The sequence below is a fragment of the Micrococcus sp. IITD107 genome, from assembly GCF_041927415.1.
In the GTDB taxonomy this organism is placed as follows: domain Bacteria; phylum Actinomycetota; class Actinomycetes; order Actinomycetales; family Micrococcaceae; genus Citricoccus; species Citricoccus terreus.
The window spans coordinates 24867-44143 of sequence record NZ_JBHFFN010000010.1 but is presented as its reverse complement, the minus strand read 5'-3'; the positions used below and the strand labels follow the sequence as shown (position 1 = coordinate 44143).

The following is a 19277-nucleotide window of genomic DNA, read 5'->3' as shown; positions in this document are numbered from 1 at the left end:
TCATCCTCGGCGAGGGCAGCCGCAGCGCCGTCGGCACGCTCGTTGAGCGCTCGAGGCGAATGACACTGCTGCTGCACCTGCCCGACGGCAAGAGCGCCGAGCAGGTCGAGGCCGCGATGCGCGCCGCAATCAGCAAGCTGGCGTCCTCGTTGATCCGAACGATCACCTGGGACCAAGGCGCGGAGATGTCCAAGCACGCCGCGTTCACCATCGCCACAGGAATCCCGATCTACTTCTGCGATCCCCACTCGCCCTGGCAGCGGGGGCGCAACGAGAACACCAACGGCCTGCTGCGCCAGTACCTGCCCAAAGGCACCGACCTGAGCGTCGTCAGCCGCGAGGAGTTGGACGCGATCCAGGACAACCTCAACGGACGCCCCCGCAAGACGCTGGGCTATCTGACACCATCAGAGAAGCTCGCAGAGTTCCTTGCGCCCACCGCTTGAATCCTCCGATCCTGAAGGACGCGGCGGTTTTCTTCGCCGGGGAACTCGACCCCCGACGCCGGTGATCCTCGGGTTCATCGAGGACCAGCGTGCCCAGGGCCGCTGAAGTCGGGTCGATTTGCCAGGTCCTGCGCGAGCAGGGCGTGCGGGTCGCCGAGCGGACTTACCGGGCGTGGAAACGCGCCCAACCCAGCGCCCGGGATGTGGAGGACGCGGTGATCATCGATGCGATCCTCGCCGCACGGGTGGACGCCGCTGGCGGTGCCTCACCGGAGTCGATGTACGGGCGGCGGAAGATGACCGCGCTGCTGCGGCGCCAAGGCCTGGCGGTGTCAGCGCGCCGGGTGGACCGGCTGATGCGCCAGCTGGGGGTCAACGGCCTGGTGCGCGGGACGGGTGTGCGAAGCACGGTCCCGGACCGCAACGCGGCCCGGGCACCGGACCTGCTCGACCGGGACTTCACCGCGCCGGTGCCGAACCAGCGCTGGGTCGCGGACTTCACCTACGTGCGCACTTGGGCCGGCTTCGTCTACGTTGCGTTCGTGATCGACTGCCACTCGCGCGCGATCATGGGCTGGCATGCCGCGACCACGAAGACGACCCCGTTGGTCACCACCGCACTGCGAATGGGGCTGTGGCGGCGCGACCGCGCCGGACACACGGTCCACGACGGGCTGGTCCATCACAGCGACGCCGGATCCCAATTCACGTCCGTGGCCTTCGCCGAAACCCTGGCGATGGAAGGCATCGCCGCCTCGATCGGATCGATCGGCGACGCCTACGATTGTCACTCTGTTTCTGCCGCATCCCGCAAGGATGGGGAAGTCCTGGCCGGAGCGTTCTGACCCTTGCTTATGATTGGCCCGCAGGGTGCCTTTGCGTTGATCTGTCGATCCTCCGGCCGGGCGCGCAGTACGGCTGCCGCCGGACCGGGCGTGACCTGATAGGAGCCTGGAGCAACATCGTCAAAGCGTCCCCATGACAGTCCTGTCCACCCGCCGACGACAGCGTGAGACCACGCTAGTTCGTCAAAGGAGACAGCACACCATGGAACAGATCGAGCCCGCCCGTTCCGGACACGTCGTCATCGGCGTCGATACCCACAAGCACATCCATGTCGCCGCCGTGATGGACTCCATCGGCGGCGTCCTGGCGACACTCACGATCGCGACCGACACCGCAGGCTTCCGGCAGCTACTGGCATGGGCCGCTGGCTTCGGGAAGATCATCGCGTTCGGCATCGAAGGCACAGGGTCATATGGCGCCGGACTCACCTCATTCATGCGCCGCAACGGACACAAGGTCGTCGAGGTCTCCCGCCCCGACCGGCGACTGCGCCGACTGAACGGGAAGTCCGACACCCTCGACGCGGAGAACGCCGCCAGGGCCGTCCTGGCGGGCTTCGCGACGGCGGTCCCGAAGAGCGCCGACGGCGCAGTCGAGATGATCCGACAGCTGAAAGTCGCGCACGATACCGCGGCGAAAGATCGCACCGGCGCGATGGTCACGCTCAAAGCGATGCTCGTCCACGCCACCGAAGACCTGCGCCGGAAGACAGCACGCAAGACGCAGAAGATGATCGCCCGCCATTGCGCCGCACTCCGCCCCCGCGGGTTAGAGACACCGGAAGATGCGAATCGGCACGCGCTAAGATCCATCGCCAGACGCTGGGTCGCCCTGAACGAAGAGATCAAGGAGCTCGAGGCACAAATCGAGCACCTCGTCCTCCAGCGCGCCCCGCATCTGCGGGATGAGTTCGGTATCGGTGTCGACACCGCAGCGGAGATCCTCATCGTCGCCGGAGACAACCCCGAACGCATCAAGAGCGAAGCCGCCTTCGCGAAACTCGCCGGCATCAGCCCCGTCCCGACCGGCTCGGGAATGACCAGTGGGAAGCACCGCATCAATCACGGAGGGCACCGCCAACTCAACGCCGCGATCTACCGGACCGTGATCGTCCGGATGAGATTCCACGAGCCAACAATCGCCTACGTCTCCCGCCGCACAGCCGAGGGCAAGAGCAAACGCGACATCATCCGCTGCCTCAAACGCTACGTCATTCGCGAGGTCTACCACCTCGTCAAAACCGACCCGAGAACCCGCGAAATCACGAGTTGACAACTATAGGAGCATCAATGCGCTGGCCGAGTCCACGATCGGGCTGTTCAAGAACGAGGCCGTCCGGGACAGCTCCCCGTTCCGGACCGGCCCGCTGCGCACCATCGACGACGTGGAATGGGTCACGGCCGGCTGGGTCGACTGGTACAACAACCGGCGACTGCACTCCACCCTCGGCGACATCCCACCCGAGGAGTACGAGAGCGCGTACTACGCTGACCTCACCACGCCATCACGGCCGGTGCTGGCACCCGCATAGGAGCGGCAACGAACCGGGGACGGTTCATCTAGGCAACGACGAAAGGAGTCCTGACAATGGCGTTCCAGGGCAAGACCAAGAAGGTGCAGCAGCAGTTCGAGTCGCCCGAGGAGATGTACCTTCGGGGATCATTACCGCGGACGGCGGATGCCGTCAGCTCGCTATGGATACACCAGGGCGACGTGCTTCGGGCATACGCCGACGAGCACCAGGACACGCCTGACCTAGCGCTGGAGCTGCCTACTGGCACGGGCAAGACGCTGCCTGGACTGCTGATCGCGGAGTGGGTGCGCCGGAAGGCCGAGGGGCCGGTGCTGTACGCGGCACCGACCAGGCAGTTGGCCGACCAAGTGATGACCACCGCCGCGAACGAGGGGGTGCCTGCTCGGCTCCTCGTCGGCAGTCACCACGATTGGAGCATGACGGACGAGAGCGACGTTGAGGGCGGAGAGGCCATCGCGGTCACCACCTACAACTCAATCTTCAACAGCAGTCCGAAGCTGCCGGTGCCCCGCCTCATCATGCTCGATGATGCCCACGCGGGCGAGCAGTTCGTTGGCGAACAGTACGGCATCACGATCCGCCGGCATGCGGCGGAAGCCGCGTATCTGGCGGTTCTGAAGGCCCTGCGTCCGTTCCTTTCGGGGCTCCAGGTCCAGCGATTTGAGGGACCGCCGGACCCTGGGGCGCACCATCAGGTGCGATTGATTCTGCCCGCCGTCGACGCTGCAGCGCTCTCTAAACTCGATGCGGCGCTCGCCACGCTCAAAGGTGACCACAAGTTCCAGTTCGCCATGATCCGCGGGGGACTAGCCTCCTGTTGCGTCTATCTCTCATACGGCGGAATCCAGATCCGACCCATGATCCCGCCTACCTTCGAGAACCAGGTCTTTGCCCTTGCCGGCCAGAGGGTCTACCTGTCGGCGACCCTGGGGTCCGGTGGCGAGTTGGAGAGGGCATTCGGTCGCTCTGAGATCACCCGGATGCCGCTGCCGACGAAGACGCCGCCGCGCTCCGGGCGGCGCCTCTTCGTCTTTCCTGATCTCGTCAAGGGCGGCGAGGCCGAAAGTTTGACCAAGTGCATCGTTGGTGTCAAGAACAAGGCTCTGGTGCTTAGCCAGACGACATCGGAGATCGCCGAACAGGCTGCTCGGATGCTCGCTGGCGACGGCGTTCCCGCCTTCGGCAAGGAGGTCGTCGAGGAGGGCCTCGCCAGATTCGCGAACGCATCGACCGGCGTGCTCGGCCTGGCGAACCGATACGACGGTATGGATCTGCCGGGTGACGCCTGCAGGATCGTGGTACTCGGGGGGAAGCCGGACGCTGTCAACCTGCAGGAGAAATTCCTCAGCGAACGGGCCGAGGCCAGTGCCGCTCTCTCCGAGCGCCTACGAACGCGGATTGTGCAGGGTGCCGGCCGCGCGACGCGTGGCCCGAACGACTACGCCGTGGTGGTCGTAGTCGGCGCCGACATCACGCGGTACTTCGCACGCGCGGAGAACTCGACGGCGCTGGAGCCCGAGCTGCAGGCGGAGATCCAGTTCGGGTGGGAGAACAGCAAGGGCAACGATGCTTCGGACCTCCTGGACAACGTCCGGATATTTCTCGACCATGACGCTGAGTGGCGCGAAGGCGGCGAGCCGCTCGTCGCGGAGTTCCGCGAGGAAGCCGTTAAGGTGGAATCTCCCGGTGCCGCAGCTCTTGGAAAGTCCGCCAAGCTCGAGGTTGAGGCTTGGCAGCTGGCGTTCGCCCAAGACTGGATCGCGGCCAGTCAGAAGCTTGAAGATGCCGCCCGTCTTGTCGGCATGGGGGGTGACGCGACTCGCGGTTATCGCGGTTTGCTGCTCTACTTGGCAGGCGTCTGGCTGCACCTCGATGCAAAGAGCGAGGCACATCGAGCTCGCGCGCGCGAACTGGTCCGCAATGCGGCCCGAGCCTCGGTCCGTGGCTCCTGGCTCAAGGAGATGAAGGAGCTTCCCGGGGCCGAGGAGGTTCCGCTCGCGGCAGCCGATGCCGTCGCGATCAATGCAATCGTCGCCAGGATCACGGGTAATTTGAAGCCCAACAAAATCAAGGAGAGCCTCACAGAAATGCGCGAGGCGCTCGCCCAGGATGAGGCCACTGCCTATGAGGGTGCGCTGACGACGCTCGGGTCGTTCCTGGGAGCAGAAGCGACGAAGCCACCCGGTCAGGGACGCTGCGATTCGGCCTGGCGCTGGGATTCGGCGCTTTGGATGACGATCGAGGCAAAGTCGGAGGAGCACGCCGACGGGCTGCTTCCGCTCAAGGACATCCGGCAGGCCAACACGCAGCTGGACCAGTTGGTAACCGACCAGGGCGTCGACCACGCCCCGGCCGGAAGTTCGATGATCATCATTTCGGATCGCCTCGCGGTGGCACCTGAGCACGCGCCGGTTGCCAACCCGAACGTCTATCTGGCGGCGACCGAGGTTGTCAGTCAGATCGCTGGTGACGTCGAGACGGTCTGGGTCGACCTCCTTGCCAGCGCTGCTAAGCAGGAGCCGGTGCACGTTCTGCGGCGTCAAGTACAGGAGGCGCTGACAGAGAACGGGTGTTTGCCGACTCAGGTTGTCGACCGGCTTACCCAAGAACGTATCCGGCCTGGTGAAGTATGACGCCGGCGCGCCGGTGATAGAGCCGCTTATTCGGTGTGGCTTGAGACAATGAAGGCGGGAACTTTCGCCGTCGCAGGCTGACGTTGTAGATCGATTTAGCAACGGGCCTCAGCAATAAGACCTTTCGATTGTTCTTGTCCCTAGCACCTCGATCTCTTGAAATGGGTCTCTCGCCGTGATCACCCAGCAGAACTTCATCATCCCGCCTGAGCTCGAGTCAGGGCTGCTCAGTGGCGACCTCATTCAGTGGGGAGGTGTGGTGCGCGACCTGTCCGGGCGGATTGTGAAGCATCTCAAGGAAGCGCAACTCCCTGACACCGCTGGTGAAAGCTTGGCTGTGCGGGTTGCCTCCAGTGCGGTGAAGAGCCAGTCGGACCTCGCTGGCAACCTCAAGAACCCCTGGGTGATAATCCCCGCTGCGTTGGCAGGCACGGTGGTCGCAGGAGCAGCCGTCTACGTCGCTGTGAAAAAGTACAGACAGGCCAGTCAAGCGGAAGTACCCGAGTGCGTCGTGAGTTATAACTCCTCGCTGCGGACGTACCTGGAGGCAGTCAGCGAGGGGCGGCTGGACGCGAAGATAATTGAGAATCTCATTTCGGATCTGGATGACGTCTTGGCGTACGAGGACGAGGACGGCACAATCTCTCTGAACTTCTCCTCCAAGCACGCGGAAACGCTGGTGGAAATCGTGGTGAACTCGACGAAGCAGCTCATCGAGGACAACGACCTGGACCTGGACAAACTCGAGGATGAGGTGCCTGCTTCCGAGAGCGACAACGTGGTGGATCTGCGGCGTTACCTGGAGATCCAACAGAGAATCTTTAGTGACGCCGGGTAAATGCGGCCGCACGGAATGCCACGGCGCTCGTCTGACGTGACGTCCTGAAGGCGTGCCACTACTGACGTGCAAATTGCACGCGGGCTACGGTGATGCTCTGTTGAGTGATTCCGCGAATAGAACCACTGCCATGCCTCAGAGCTGGACTTTGGATTAACGGTCGCAGCCGTGCCCACGTTTTGCCCACACTTTGCCCACAATGTGTCCTGCGTCCACTAATCTCCCCGCATTAGAAATCCCGAAATCATGCGGATGTCCGCGCCGGGGTAGAGGCTGGGGAGGTTTCGAGTCCCACCGGGGGCACTAGGGGCACGTTACGCGGTGGGCGCAGTGGGACCTGTCACTCGGCCCAGGCTCAGATTCCGCCTATAGACTGGTCACAGCCTCCGGCCCGGTCCAACGGGTGGACTTCATGTACGAACGGACCAGACGCGACCAGTAGAGGAGATGGCCAGTGGCCAACCCTGTCTTCAACACCAAGACGTTCCAGGAGCAGATGCACTCCGGCCAGCAGCAGCCGGGGTGGTACTCCGGTGGGCAGCAGACCCAGACCCAGCCTGGCCAGCAGGGCCAGTTCGGTCAGCCCCAGTATGGCCAGCAGGCTCCGCAGGGCTACTCCGCCGAGCAGCTCAACGAGATGTACCAGCAGCCCGCCGCCGGCCCGGTGGACACCGGCCGGATGAGCTACAACGACGTCATCGCCAAGACCGTGATGACCCTGGGCGTGGTGCTGATCACCGCCGTCGTCGGCTGGATGATGCCCGCCCTGATGCTGCCCGGCGCCATCGTCGGCCTCGTGCTCGGTCTGGTCAACGCCTTCAAGCGTGAGCCCTCGCCGGCCCTGATCCTGCTCTACGCCGCAGCCGAGGGTCTGTTCCTGGGCGGCATCTCCCAGGTCTTCGAGCAGATGTGGCCCGGCATCGCCTCCCAGGCCGTGCTCGGCACCCTGTGCGTGTTCGCTGTGACCCTGGCCCTGTACGCCTCCGGCAAGGTCCGCGCCACCCCCAAGGCCATGCGCATCTTCATGATCGCCATGGTCGGCTACGCGCTGTTCTCGCTGGTGAACCTGTTCCTGATGCTCTTCGGCGTCACCGACTCCATGTTCGGCCTGCGCTCAGGCTGGATGGGCGTGGCCATCGGCCTGGTCGCCGTCTTCCTGGCCGCGTTCTCCCTGGTCATGGACTTCACCGCGATCGAGCAGGGCGTGCGCGCCGGTGCTCCGAAGAAGTACTCCTGGAGCGCCGCGTTCGGCCTGACCGTCACCCTGGTCTGGCTGTACGTCGAGATCCTGCGCATCCTGGCGATCCTGCGCGGCAACGACTGACCTCATGACCGCAGATCACCTCCCGGTGGCCGTCGAACCCTCCTCCGAGGGGTCGGCGGCCACCGGCGTTCAATACGAGATCCACCGCGCCGGAGCCCGCGCCGTCGTCACCGCCCTGGCCGGTGCCCTCCGCGTCTACGAGCTCCACGGCACCGCCCTGATCGAGACCTACGGTCCGGACGAGATCGCCCCCTCGGCCAACGGCATCCAGCTCTCGCCCTGGCCCAACCGCGTCCGGGACGGGCTCTGGCACCTGGACGGGCAACCCCAGCAGCTGGATCTCACCGAGCCCTCCCGCGGCAATGCCAGCCACGGACTGCTGCGCAACACCGGCCTCACCCCGGTCCTGCACAGCCAGGACCGAGTGGTGCTGCGCGGGCAGATCCACCCCCAGCACGGGTATCCGTTCCGTCTCACCCATCAGGTGGACTACCACCTGGACCCCGACGGCGGCCTGCAGGTCACCCAGTCCCTCACCAATCATTCGGAGCGGTCAGCTCCGGTCGCCTTCGGCGCCCACCCCTTCCTGCGGCTGGGCGAGGTGCCCTCGGAGGAGCTCACCCTCACCGTGCCCGGTGCCACCCAGATCATCGCCGATGAGCAGCTCATCCCGGTGGGCAGCCGAGCGGTCGAGGACACCGAGGACGACTTCCGTCAGGGAGCCCCGGTGGGGGAGCGGCTGCTGGACGCCGCCTACACCGACCTGACACCTGATCAGGACGGGCGCGTGCGCTGCATCCTGACAGCCCCGGACGGGCGTACGGTGGAGCTGTGGTCCGAGACCGCCTACCGCTACGTGCATGTGTTCATCACCAACCGCTATCCCGGTCGGCACCGAGCGGTGGCGCTCGAACCGATGACCGCACCGGCTGACGCCCTGAACTCAGGCGATGGGCTGGTGTGGTTGGAGACCGACCAGACGCTGTCGGCCACCTGGGGGATCACCGGGCGGCTGGCCTGACCCAGGAGGGACCCATGTCCACCCCACCGCCAGAGCAGGCTCAGCCGGCCCCGGAACTGGACAGTGAGTCCCTCACCGACCTCCAGGTCAGCGACCGCGTCGCCCTGGACGTTCCCTACGGGCTGACCGTGGCCGCTGCCTGGTCCTGGCGGCTGATCGTGGTGCTGATCGCCGTGAGCATGGCCATCTGGCTGCTCAGCCACGTCTCCATCCTGGTCATCCCGCTCCTGGTCGCCGCCCTGCTGGCCACCCTGTTGGCCCCCGTCCACCGGCGGATGCGCCAGCTGCACGTCCCCAACGGCCTGGCGGTCGCCGCCTGCATCCTCGGACTGATCGCGGCCGTGCTGGGACTGTTCTACCTGGCCGGCCAGCAGCTGGCCGTGGGCTTCGCGGACATGCGGGACCAGATCGTCGTCGGGTTCGAGGGGATCATCGGCTGGCTGGCCTCCATGGGCGTGACCACCGACCAGTGGAACGATGTCATCTCCGACCTGGCCGGCACCGTGCGCAACAACAGCCAGGCCATCCTCAGCGGCGCCCTCGGGTTCGGCTCCACCGCAGGCAACATCGCCGCCGGCACCGTGCTGGCCATCTTCGCCCTGATCTTCTTCCTGCTGGACGGCAACCGGATCTGGACCTTCCTGCTCAAGTTCGTCCCACAGCGCCACCGCCGGGCCATCGACGGTGCCGGCCGCGCCGGGTGGACCTCGTTGGGCTCCTATGTGCGCGTGCAGATCTTCGTGGCCTTCGTGGACGCCGTGGGCATCGGAGCCGGCGCCTGGCTGCTGGGCGTGCCATTGGCGTTCCCCCTGGCCGTCCTGGTGTTCCTGGGCTCGTTCATCCCGCTGGTCGGCGCGGTGCTGACCGGTGGCATCGCCGTGCTGCTGGCCCTGGTGGCCAATGACTGGGTCAACGCCCTGCTGATGCTCGGTGTGGTCCTGCTCGTCCAGCAGATCGAGGGCAACATCCTCCAGCCCCTGGTGATGGGCCGGGCCGTCAGCCTGCACCCCCTGGCCGTGTTCCTGGCCGTGGCCGGAGGAACCGCAGTGCTCGGACTGGTCGGAGCCATCTTCGCCGTGCCCGTGCTCGCCTTCATCAACGCCACCGTGAAGTACCTGCAGAGCAAGCCCTGGGAGGCTGACCGCCCGGACCCGGTGATCCAACCGCCGCCGGAGCCCACGCTGGCCGAACGCGCGGCCGAGCTGGAGGGCCCCTGGGGCAAGGCCTACGAGACGATCGACGGCGCCGTGCGCCGGGTGGCCGTGCGCACCGGATCCACCTCCGCCCGGCCCCGCCGCCGCCTCATCCCCTGGCGCCGCTCACGCAACACGCCCGTCACCGAGCCCGGATCGGGGGAGAATACGCAGACGCAGCAGTCCGGCACTGAGCCGGATCAGGACGGAGGAGACCGGTGACCAGCAACGCCTCAGAGACCGAGCAGTCGAACACCCTTCCGGTGAGCCTGGAGGAGATCGAGCGCGCCCGGGAGCTGCTGGACGGGGTCATCGTCCCCACCCCGCTGGACCACTCCCGGGCCCTGGGCCGGATCACCGGATCCACCGTGCACCTGAAGTGCGAGAACCTCCAGCGCGCCGGATCCTTCAAGGTCCGCGGCGCCTATGTGCGCATGGCCCGCCTGAGCCCGGAGGAACGGGCCCGGGGTGTGGTGGCCGCCTCGGCCGGCAACCACGCGCAAGGAGTGGCCCTGGCCGCCGCCAAGCTGGGCATGAAGGCCCGGATCTACATGCCCCTGGGGGTGGCACTGCCCAAGCTGCAGGCCACCCGGGATCACGGTGCCGAGGTGGTGCTGCTGGGCAACAACGTGGACGAGGCCCTGGCCGCCGCGCAGCGGTACTCCGAGGAGACCGGCGCTGTGGTCATCCACCCCTTCGACCATGAGGACATCGTGGCCGGGCAGGGCACCATCGGCCTGGAGATCCTGGAGCAGGACCCCGAGGTGGACACCATCATCATGGGGATCGGCGGTGGGGGACTGCTGGCCGGCGTGGCCGTGGCCGTGAAGGAGATGGCTCGCCGTACTGGTCGTCAGATCCGGATCATCGGCGTCCAGGCGGAGAACGCCGCCGCCTACCCGCCCTCCCTGGCAGCCGACGCCGTGGTCCCGCTGACCCACGTCTCCACCATCGCCGACGGCATCGCCGTGGGGCGCCCAGGGCAGCTCCCGTTCCAGATCATCCGCGAACTGGTGGACGGGGTGGTCACCGTCTCCGAGGACGCGATCGCCAACGCCCTGGTCTTCCTGCTCGAGCGGTCCAAGATGGTGGTCGAGCCCGCCGGCGCGGTGGGCGTGGCCGCCCTGCTGGAAGGCAAGCTGGAGGAGCTGGGCATCTCCTCCGAGCGGACCGTGGCGGTGCTCTCCGGGGGCAACATCGATCCCATGCTGATGCTGAAGGTCATCCAGTCCGGTCTCTCCGCCGCCGGCCGGTTCCTCACCGTGCGCATCGCCCTGCGGGACCGTCCCGGCGAGCTCTCCACCATCTCCCGGATCATCGCCGAGACCGATGCCAACGTCACCCGCGTGGACCACACCCGGATCGGCGGCTCCCTGGGCATGGGAGACGTGTTCATCACCATCGACATGGAGACCCGCGGGGCCGAGCACTCCGAAGAGGTCCTGGGCCGCCTGCGCTCGGCCGGCTATCAGCCCGTCGTCCGCCCCTGAGCCCCTCGTCCTCTCTGCACGCCTGACCACAGCACAACGGCGGCCCACCGGATCCAACCGGTGGGCCGCCGTCGTGATGTCCTCATCAGTCCCGGTGCGAGCGGGTCTGGTGGGTCAGGCCTTGTACGGAGTGGCCTTGATGATCTCGACCGTGATGTCCTTGCCGTTCGGCGCGGTGTAGGTCACGGACTCGCCGGCCTTGGCGCCGTGGATGGCCTCACCCAGCGGGGAGCGCTCGGAGTAGACCTCGAGGTCGTCCTCGTCGTCGGCGATCTCGCGGTTGCCGAACAGGAAGGTGGTCTTCTCACCGGCGATCTTGGCCTCCACGACCATGCCGGACTCGACCACGCCGTCATCGGCCGGAGCGGCGCCCACGCGGGCGGTCTCCAGCAGGTGGGTCAGCTCCAGGATGCGGCCCTCGTTCTTGGACTGCTCCTCACGGGCGGCGTGGTAGCCGCCGTTCTCCTTGAGGTCACCCTCCTCGCGGGCCTGCTCGATGCGATCGATGATCTCGGCGCGGCCCGGACCGGAGCGCTCGTCGAGCTCCTTCTTCAGGCGGTCATAGGCCTCCTGGGTCAGCCAGGGGGCAGAGTCGATGTTGCTCGTGGGCACGTGCATCTCCTTCGGGGTGTGCTCGGGCGGCTGAGTCAGCCGCCGTGCTGCTCCTGCCGGACACCGTGCTGCCGGATGCAGCCCTGAGGGTGGCCATGCAAGAACCCCGCCGGGGCGGCCGGGCGAATCGTCAGCAGACGTTCGGCGGCTCCCTCAGCGGGGCGAAGTCCAATGCCATCCAGTGTAACGTATGACACCTCAGGCGGTGGGCTCCTCGATCCAGCAGGACTCCACGCCACCGCTGACGCCCTCGGCGTCGGTGCGCAGATCGACGTCGTAGTACTGCGTCTCATCCGCTGCGGTCTGGACCTGGCCGTCCTCGGCCGGACCCACCGTCACGGTGTGGAACCCGACCACCGCGTACTGCTCGTTGAGCACCTGCACGGCGCAGGCCACGGTGTCCTCCGGTTCCTTGGTCAGCTGGAAGGTCACCTGCGCCTGGGTGGGGGACTCGATCCGGAACCCCACGTCCTTCCAGGTCAGGTTCCGCGCGGGGTCGGAGAAGGTGAACCAGGCGGTGGCGGCCACGGCCAGGACCAGCCCGACGACGGCCAGCCACGTTCCACGGCGGCGTCCAGTCCCGCTGGGGGCACGGGTGCTTTGGGCACGGCCATAGCGGTTGGCTAGGCTGTCCTGCGGCAGAGGGGCCGGCGAGGAGTCGAGTGATTCAGGCATCATCCCCATGCTACCGGCGGTCAGAAAGGGCCCAGCATCCATGAGCAGCGCAACCCCTGAACAGGGCGGAGCCGAGTTCGGCGTCCCCGTGGGACACGAGGACTACGGCACGCCGGAGTCCGAGGAGTCGCGCGCTGAGACCGTGGCCGCCGGCGTCCCCGCCTCGCACGGTCTGCGACTGCTGGCCGTGCACGCCCACCCGGACGACGAGTCCTCCAAGGGTGCGGCCATGATGGCCGCCTATGAGGAGGCCGGCGCCGAGGTCATGGTGGCCACCTGCACCGGCGGCGAGCAGGGGGACCTGCTCAACCCCGGGTACGGGGACACCATCCGCCTGGACCGTGACATCACCGGGGTGCGCCGGGCCGAGATGGAGGAGGCCGGTGCTGCCCTGGGGATCGAGCACCGGTGGCTGGGGTTCATGGACTCCGGTCTGCCCGAGGGCGATCCGCTGCCCCCGCTGCCCTTCGGCTGCTTCGCCTCGCTGCCGTTGGAGCAGGCCACCGCGCCCCTGGTCCGGCTGATCCGCGAGTTCCAGCCCCACGTGGTGATCAGCTACGACGAGATCGGCGGCTACCCGCACCCGGACCACATCAAGGCCCACGAGATCACCGTGGAGGCCTACCGCGCAGCCGGGGACCCCGAGCGCTATCCCGGCACCGGTGAGCCCTGGACCCCGTCCAAGCTGTACTACGACCGCGCCTTCAACCCCAGCAAGTACCGTGCTCTGCACCAGGCGTTCCTGGACGCAGGGGAGGAGTCACCCTTCGCCAGCCGGATCACCTGGTACGAGCGGCTGTTGAACGAGGATCACGAACCGGAGCCCGGCTCCTGGCGGCCCACCATGCATGAGGTCACCACGCAGATCCACGTGGGCGACTACCTGGAGAAGCGAGATGCCGCACTGCGCGCCCACCGCACCCAGGTGGACCCGGACGGGCCGTTCTTCGCCGCGCCGAACACCCTGCTGCGCCGGACCTGGCCGTGGGAGGACTACGTGCTGATCGACTCCCGGGTGGAGACCACCCTGCCGGAGACCGATCTGTTCACCGGCCTGCGCTGAGCGCGGGCCGGATAGACTGGACTGCTGTGACCTCACCTCTCCACGCTCTGTCCTCTGCGCTCTTCGCGGCGACGCCGGCCCCTGCCAGCACCCCTGAGCCGGCCATTCCCGAGCCCACGCTGCGCCCCGGGCTGGACCAGACCGAGGTGACCCCCGGGATCGAGGGGTTCCTGTTCACCGCGCTGATGGTGGCCATGGCGATCATCGTGATCCGGCTGATGATCCGCTCGGTCCGCCGCGTCAAGCACCGCTCGGAGACCGCCGAGGAGATGCTGGTGGAGCGGTACCAGAGCCACCTGCCGGAGGAGATCCGCCGCAACCCGGACAGCGATGTCCCGGACCCACAGGAGCGGCTGCGTCAGAAGTACCCCGGGTACCTGGATCAGCCCACCCAGCAGCCCCAGGGCCCGGACTCCGGCCGCGACTGACCCTGGACCGGCCGGGCCGTTCAGGTCAGGGCTGAGGTGCGCAGGACCGCCACCATGATGGCGATGTAGTGGCAGACGAATCCGCCCACCGTGAACGCGTGGAAGAGCTCGTGGAAGCCGAACCACTCGCGGTGGATGTTCGGCCGCTTGAGCGCATAGAACACCGCGCCGATGATGTAGCAGGCCCCGCCCACGCAGACCAGGACGGCGGCGGTGGGGTCGGCGGCGAAGAAGTCTCCGATGTACAGCAGCGCGGCCAGCCCCAGCAGGATGTAGACGGGAGTGTAGAGCCAGCGTGGCGCGTTGGTCCAGGTCAGGCGGAAGGCCACCCCACCCAGGGCTCCGGCCCAGACCAGGATCAGCAGCAGCGTGGACTTCTCCGGGGGCAGCAGGGCCACCGCCAGCGGCGTGTAGGTGCCGGCGATGACCAGCATGATGTTGGTGTGGTCCAGCCGCTTGAGCACCAGGGCGACCTTCGGGTCCCACTGCACCAGGTGGTAGGTGGCCGAGACCGAGAACAGCAGCAGGCCGGTGATGGCGTAGACCACGGTGGCCCAGGTCAGCGCCGTGCCCTGGGCGAAGACGACCAGCACGATCCCGGCGGCCAGCGCCAGGGGAGCCATCACCGCGTGGATCCAGCCGCGCAGTCGTGGCTTGAACTCCGGATGGTCACGATCGGTGATCCGCTCCATCCGCCAGCGGCGCGGGGTGGTCTGATTCATGGGGTCAACTCTAGACCTGGGGTTACCCCTCAGTAGCGGCGCTGTGGCCGCCGCCACAGGGCGGGACGCGGGGTGGGACGGGGTGTGCCTGTGAGGTGGGGCGGTACCGTGGACTGCAGCATCAGTGTGGACCTGTTCGAGCAGCATCCGAGAGAGGTGAGCCGCCGTGAGTGGTGACCGGCCGAACCGAGCCCAACGGCTGGAGCGCCTGGAGCAGCTGGCCGAGCTGGTCCCGGCCGTGCCTCGCCGGATCCTCTACCGGTTCTACGAGGGTCGCCTGGCCGGTGACCTGGACACCGCACGGCTGCCCGGGCACATCGGCGTGGTGCTGGACGGCAACCGTCGGTGGGCCAAGGCCGCAGGTGCCACCACGGCGGACGGCCATCAGGCCGGGGCGGACAAGATCCTGGAGTTCCTGGGCTGGTGCGATGAACTGGGGATCAAGGTCGTGACCCTGTACATGCTCTCCACGGACAACCTCAACCGCTCCCCGGAGGAGCTGGATCGGCTGGTGCAGATCATCTGCGGGACCCTGGACCGGCTGGGCGAGGGACTGGAGAACGGACACCGGGTCCGCGTGCAGGCGGTGGGAGCCGCCGAACTGCTCCCGCCGGCCCTGGCCGCCCAGGTCGCCGAACTGGCTGAGTGCACCAGGGACGTGGACGGCGTGCACGTGAACGTGGCCGTGGGCTACGGCGGCCGCCGAGAGATCGTGGATGCGGTCCGCGAGCTGCTCACCGAAGCCGACGCCGCTGGGCGCTCGGCCGCCGAGGTGGCCCAGGACCTCTCCGTGGAGCAGATCTCCGACCGGCTGTACACGCGCGGCCAGCCGGACCCGGACCTGGTGATCCGCACTTCCGGCGAGCAGCGCCTCTCCGGGTTCCTGATGTGGCAGTCGGCCTACTCCGAGTTCTACTTCTGTGAGGCCCTCTGGCCGGACTTCCGCCGCGTGGACTTCATGCGTGCCCTGCGCGACTACGCCTCGCGTCAGCGGCGCTTCGGCTCCTGATCGTCACACAACGTTTACCGTCCCGTCGAGTGTCACGGGCCACCCGCAGACCTGTCCGGTCTACCGTGGGTGCCATCAGTCAACAGCAGGACGCGGCCTCTCCCGGCTTCGCACCTCCTGCGGATTGATCGGAAAGGCCAGGCCGTATGCCCCACCACAGGCAGCACTGCGGAGGGCCGCTCCGGTCCTCGGGCCGGACCGTCCCACCCCACCCCCTCGATCAGCGGGGCGTGCGCCCCGGTCTGGAGTCCCTGTGGAGCATCTGAGCACCGCCCTGAGCCCCGAGCCCACCGTCACCCCCGGTGCGGTCGGCGACCACCACGCCCGGCAGAGCACGGGGGAGCGGACCTACGTCCTGGACACCTCCGTGCTGCTCTCTGATCCGCGTGCCCTGCTGCGGTTCGCCGAGCACGAGGTCATCCTGCCGATCGTGGTGATCTCCGAGCTGGAGGCCAAGCGCAACGACCCCGAGCTGGGCTACTACGCCCGCAAGGCCCTGCGCCTGCTGGACGAGCTGCGGGTGGAGCACGGCTCGCTGAACCGTCCGGTGCCGCTCGGTTCCGAGGGTGGCAGCCTGCGCGTGGAGCTGAACCACATCTCCACCGAGGTCCTGCCCCATGGCTTCCGCTCCGGGGACAACGATTCCCGGATCCTGGCCGTGGCCCAGAACTTCGCGTTGGAGGGGCGGGACGTCACGGTGGTCTCCAAGGACCTGCCCATGCGCGTGAAGGCCTCGGCCATGGGCCTGCAGGCCGATGAGTACCGCAATGAGCTGGTGAAGGACTCCGGCTGGACCGGGACGGTGAGCATCTCCGCCTCGGAGGAGGACGTCAATGACCTGTACGACGGCGGCCCCGTCACCTTGAGCGCCACGGCGGACGTTCCCGTCAACACCGGTCTGATCATCACCTCGCCTCGCGGCTCGGCGCTCGGCCGGGTGGGCCGGGACGGCACCACCCAGCTGGTCCGCGGAGACCGCGACGTGTTCGGGCTGCACGGGCGCTCGGCGGAGCAACGCCTGGCGATCGACCTGCTGCTGGACCCGGAGGTGGGGATCGTCTCCCTGGGCGGCCGGGCCGGCACCGGCAAGTCCGCACTGGCCCTGTGCGCCGGGCTCGAGGCCGTGCTGGAGCGTCAGGAGCACCGCAAGGTCGTGGTGTTCCGCCCCCTGTTCGCGGTGGGCGGTCAGGAGCTGGGCTACCTGCCCGGTTCCGAGTCGGAGAAGATGAACCCCTGGGGCCAGGCCGTGTTCGACACCCTGGGTGCGCTGGTCTCCACCGAGGTGATGGAGGAGGTCCTGGACCGCGGCATGCTCGAGGTGCTGCCCCTGACCCACATCCGAGGCCGGTCCCTGCACGACTCCTGGGTGATCGTGGACGAGGCGCAGTCCCTGGAGAAGAACACCCTGCTGACGGTGATGAGCCGGATGGGCCAGAACTCCAAGATCGTGCTCACCCATGACGTGGCCCAGCGGGACAACCTGCGGGTGGGCCGGCATGACGGCATTGCCGCCGTGGTGGAGACGCTCAAGGGCCAGCCGCTGTTCGGCCACGTCACCCTGACCCGTCCAGAGCGCTCCCCGATCGCCGCGCTGGTCACGGAGCTGCTGGAGGACGTGCTCTAGCCGGAGCGAGGGGACTGGTTAACGAGACAGAGGCCGCTGCGATGCAGCGGCCCCTGTGGGCGGAGGGCCGAGTCCCCGTGGAGGGGGGATGAGGGGATCCCGGCCAGTCCGCCGAGCCATGGCCCCCTGAAACGGGATCGGAGCCATGGAGCTCAGCTGTCCATGATCGGCGCGACGGCCGCTGATGAACGACTCCAGCCTAAGCCCGGATTCGCCCCTCCACAAGTGATCAATTGAAGAATTGAGTGTGACCCTACTCACGGGTCGCTACGGTGCGGGAAACCTCCAGGTGAGAGGCCCATCAGCACGGGAAATGCAGGTCAGCGGCGTCCTGGGGCCGGATCTCAGGTGCGCCCCCACGACCGCTGCCGCCGGTCTTGACGGGCCTGCCGGGTGTCCAGGAAGGCCACCACGATGCCAGCGGCGACCCCCATCAGGTGACCCTGCCAGGAGATGTGCGGGTTGACCGGCAGCAGGCCGAACACGATCCCCCCATACAGCGCCACCGTCACGACCGCGGCGATCAGGGCCAGGATCCGGCGCGAGAGGATCGCATAGGTCACCAGGAAGGCCGCATAGCCGTAGACCACGCCCGACGCCCCGATGTGCAGGGTCCCGGGTCCACCGATGAGCCAGGTGCCCAGCCCGGACAGGATCCAGATCCCTGCCGTGATCAGCCACCAGCGGCCGGTGATCCAGGCGATCATCGCCCCGAGGACCAGCAGGGCACCGGTGTTGGAGATCAGATGGGGGATGGATCCGTGCAGCAGGGGAGAGGCCAGGACGCCGATGAGCCCCTCCGTCTCCAGGGGGCGGATGCCGAAGCGGTCCAGCCATCCGCGCAGCACGATGTCCACGATCTCCAGGATCCACATCAGCGACACCAGCACCACCACCGGCAACGCCCGGGCGACGGCCGGAGAGCGGCGCCGTTCCACCTGCGCCGTGGAGGACCGCCATGGGGTGCGGCCGGTCGTCGGGGCCGGTTCGGTCAGGCCGATCTCGTCTCGCCAGGTCATGGTGCGCTCTCTCCTGAAGGTGCGGTGGCCGTCGTCGGGAAGGATGTCTTCTGGAGGGTGTGGGAGACCTGGAGGAAGCGCCGGACCGGTTCGATCCCGGTGACCTCCACGGTGGCCGAAGGGCGCCGGAACTGCTCCGGTGTGACGCGGAAGTCCAGTTCGGTCACGGCCTCCCGGCCCCAGGCGCGCACACGGGCGCCGTTGAAACGGTAGCCCAGGGCGGTGCTGACGCCCTGGGAGGCCTGGTTCCAGTCCGCGCAGCTGGTCTCTGCGGCCAGGGCACCCAGGTGGTCGAAGGCCAGGGCGAGGCCGATGGCGCGGGCCTGCTTGCCCAGGCCACGGCCCTGGGCGCTGTGACGCAGCCAGGATCCGGTCTGGACGGTGCGGGTGAGGTGGAAGTCCTCGGCGGCGATGTCCTGCAGGCCGATCAGCTCGCCGTCCGGTCCGCCGGTGGGGCCGTGGGGATCACCGTGGCGGTCCCAGACACCGAACTGGACGGTCCAGGTCTGGGGACCGGTGCCCGCGCGGCTGCGCCAGATGTGCTGCAGAGTCTGACGGGCCACATCCTGAGCGGGAGCCTGGGACCAGGGAACCTCGCCGAAGGGGTTCTGGCCGGTGGGGTGGATGCCGGACTGGACTGCGGCCAGGAGGGCCGGCAGGTCCGGATCGGCGATGGGACGCAGGACCAGGCGCTCGGTCTGGGCGCGCAGACCGAACAGGGGCCACCAGCCGGTCAGGTCTGCCGGCTCCGGGGAGGGGAACCAGGCGGGCAACAGTGCGCCGCGGCCAGGCGGCGGCTGGGGCGGCTCGGACAGCTCGGCGGAGGACATGTCCACAGTCTAGGGAAGGTGCCGGACGCG

The 19277-nt window shown here is 67.6% G+C and carries 18 protein-coding genes and 1 pseudogene; 14 read left to right on the top strand and 5 right to left on the bottom strand.

Translation table 11 applies throughout. The annotated features are described in order from the left end of the window. The 10 genes and pseudogenes from ACEXHE_RS12960 to ilvA all read left to right on the top strand — a co-directional run. Positions 1-446 (top strand): IS30 family transposase (locus ACEXHE_RS12960; protein WP_374786107.1); only part of this gene is annotated, 446 nt, incomplete at its 5' end. An 89-nt stretch (positions 447-535) separates the two neighbouring features. Beyond that, a complete protein-coding gene (locus ACEXHE_RS12955) occupies positions 536-1291 on the top strand; it encodes an IS3 family transposase (RefSeq protein ID WP_374786106.1) in 756 nt (251 codons plus the stop codon). Between the two features lie 202 nt (positions 1292-1493). Beyond that, entirely contained in the window at positions 1494-2564 is a 1071-nt protein-coding gene (locus ACEXHE_RS12950) for an IS110 family transposase (RefSeq protein WP_374786105.1), read from the top strand. Positions 2565-2580: 16 nt separating this feature from the next. Beyond that, positions 2581-2823: pseudogene (locus tag ACEXHE_RS12945) on the top strand (integrase core domain-containing protein); the annotation flags it as partial. A 56-nt stretch (positions 2824-2879) separates the two neighbouring features. Continuing rightward, on the top strand, positions 2880-5459 hold the full coding sequence (locus tag ACEXHE_RS12940) for a DEAD/DEAH box helicase (RefSeq protein WP_374786104.1): 2580 nt from the start codon (positions 2880-2882) through the stop codon (positions 5457-5459). Between the two features lie 175 nt (positions 5460-5634). Next, on the top strand, positions 5635-6297 hold the full coding sequence (locus tag ACEXHE_RS12935) for a hypothetical protein (protein ID WP_374786103.1): 663 nt from the start codon (positions 5635-5637) through the stop codon (positions 6295-6297). Between the two features lie 454 nt (positions 6298-6751). Continuing rightward, positions 6752-7621 carry a Bax inhibitor-1/YccA family protein gene (locus ACEXHE_RS12930; RefSeq protein ID WP_091698167.1) on the top strand — a complete coding sequence of 290 codons (870 nt, stop codon included), beginning with the start codon at positions 6752-6754 and terminating at the stop codon, positions 7619-7621. A 4-nt stretch (positions 7622-7625) separates the two neighbouring features. Next, complete coding sequence (locus ACEXHE_RS12925; RefSeq protein WP_356968195.1) at positions 7626-8582, top strand: aldose 1-epimerase family protein; 957 nt, start codon at positions 7626-7628, stop codon at positions 8580-8582. Between the two features lie 14 nt (positions 8583-8596). Next, entirely contained in the window at positions 8597-9997 is a 1401-nt protein-coding gene (locus ACEXHE_RS12920) for an AI-2E family transporter (protein ID WP_374786102.1), read from the top strand. Continuing rightward, positions 9994-11265, top strand: coding sequence for a threonine ammonia-lyase (ilvA, locus tag ACEXHE_RS12915; protein WP_260062125.1), 1272 nt, complete (start codon positions 9994-9996; stop codon positions 11263-11265). Before ACEXHE_RS12920 ends, ilvA begins: the two co-directional genes overlap by 4 nt. Positions 11266-11379: 114 nt before the next feature. On the opposite strand, the gene greA is transcribed toward ilvA, so the two are convergent. Next, on the bottom strand, positions 11380-11883 hold the full coding sequence (greA, locus tag ACEXHE_RS12910; protein ID WP_374786101.1) for a transcription elongation factor GreA: 504 nt from the start codon (positions 11881-11883) through the stop codon (positions 11380-11382). Positions 11884-12075: 192 nt separating this feature from the next. Next, entirely contained in the window at positions 12076-12552 is a 477-nt protein-coding gene (locus ACEXHE_RS12905; protein ID WP_374786100.1) for a DUF4307 domain-containing protein, read from the bottom strand. 142 nt (positions 12553-12694) lie between these two features. Between ACEXHE_RS12905 and mca the strand changes: the two genes are divergently transcribed. Next, positions 12695-13615, top strand: a complete 921-nt coding sequence (gene mca / locus ACEXHE_RS12900) for a mycothiol conjugate amidase Mca (protein WP_374786109.1) — start codon at positions 12695-12697, stop codon at positions 13613-13615. 26 nt (positions 13616-13641) lie between these two features. Next, positions 13642-14043 (top strand): hypothetical protein, encoded by a 402-nt coding sequence (locus ACEXHE_RS12895; protein WP_091698158.1) that lies wholly within the window; start codon positions 13642-13644, stop codon positions 14041-14043. A 20-nt stretch (positions 14044-14063) separates the two neighbouring features. Here ACEXHE_RS12895 and ACEXHE_RS12890 read toward each other — a convergent pair whose 3' ends face one another. After that, entirely contained in the window at positions 14064-14765 is a 702-nt protein-coding gene (locus tag ACEXHE_RS12890; protein WP_374786099.1) for a hemolysin III family protein, read from the bottom strand. Between the two features lie 238 nt (positions 14766-15003). Here ACEXHE_RS12890 and ACEXHE_RS12885 point away from each other — a divergent pair, with 238 nt between their 5' ends. Both ACEXHE_RS12885 and ACEXHE_RS12880 read left to right on the top strand, forming a co-directional pair. Further along, positions 15004-15774 (top strand): isoprenyl transferase, encoded by a 771-nt coding sequence (locus tag ACEXHE_RS12885; RefSeq protein WP_374786108.1) that lies wholly within the window; start codon positions 15004-15006, stop codon positions 15772-15774. A gap of 355 nt (positions 15775-16129) precedes the next feature. Then, positions 16130-17398 carry a PhoH family protein gene (locus ACEXHE_RS12880; RefSeq protein WP_356968559.1) on the top strand — a complete coding sequence of 423 codons (1269 nt, stop codon included), beginning with the start codon at positions 16130-16132 and terminating at the stop codon, positions 17396-17398. Positions 17399-17742: 344 nt separating this feature from the next. Here ACEXHE_RS12880 and ACEXHE_RS12875 read toward each other — a convergent pair whose 3' ends face one another. Both ACEXHE_RS12875 and ACEXHE_RS12870 read right to left on the bottom strand, forming a co-directional pair. Beyond that, entirely contained in the window at positions 17743-18417 is a 675-nt protein-coding gene (locus tag ACEXHE_RS12875; protein ID WP_374786098.1) for a rhomboid family intramembrane serine protease, read from the bottom strand. Further along, positions 18414-19247 (bottom strand): GNAT family N-acetyltransferase, encoded by an 834-nt coding sequence (locus ACEXHE_RS12870; RefSeq protein WP_374786097.1) that lies wholly within the window; start codon positions 19245-19247, stop codon positions 18414-18416. Before ACEXHE_RS12870 ends, ACEXHE_RS12875 begins: the two co-directional genes overlap by 4 nt. Between the last annotated feature and the right edge of the window lie 30 nt (positions 19248-19277).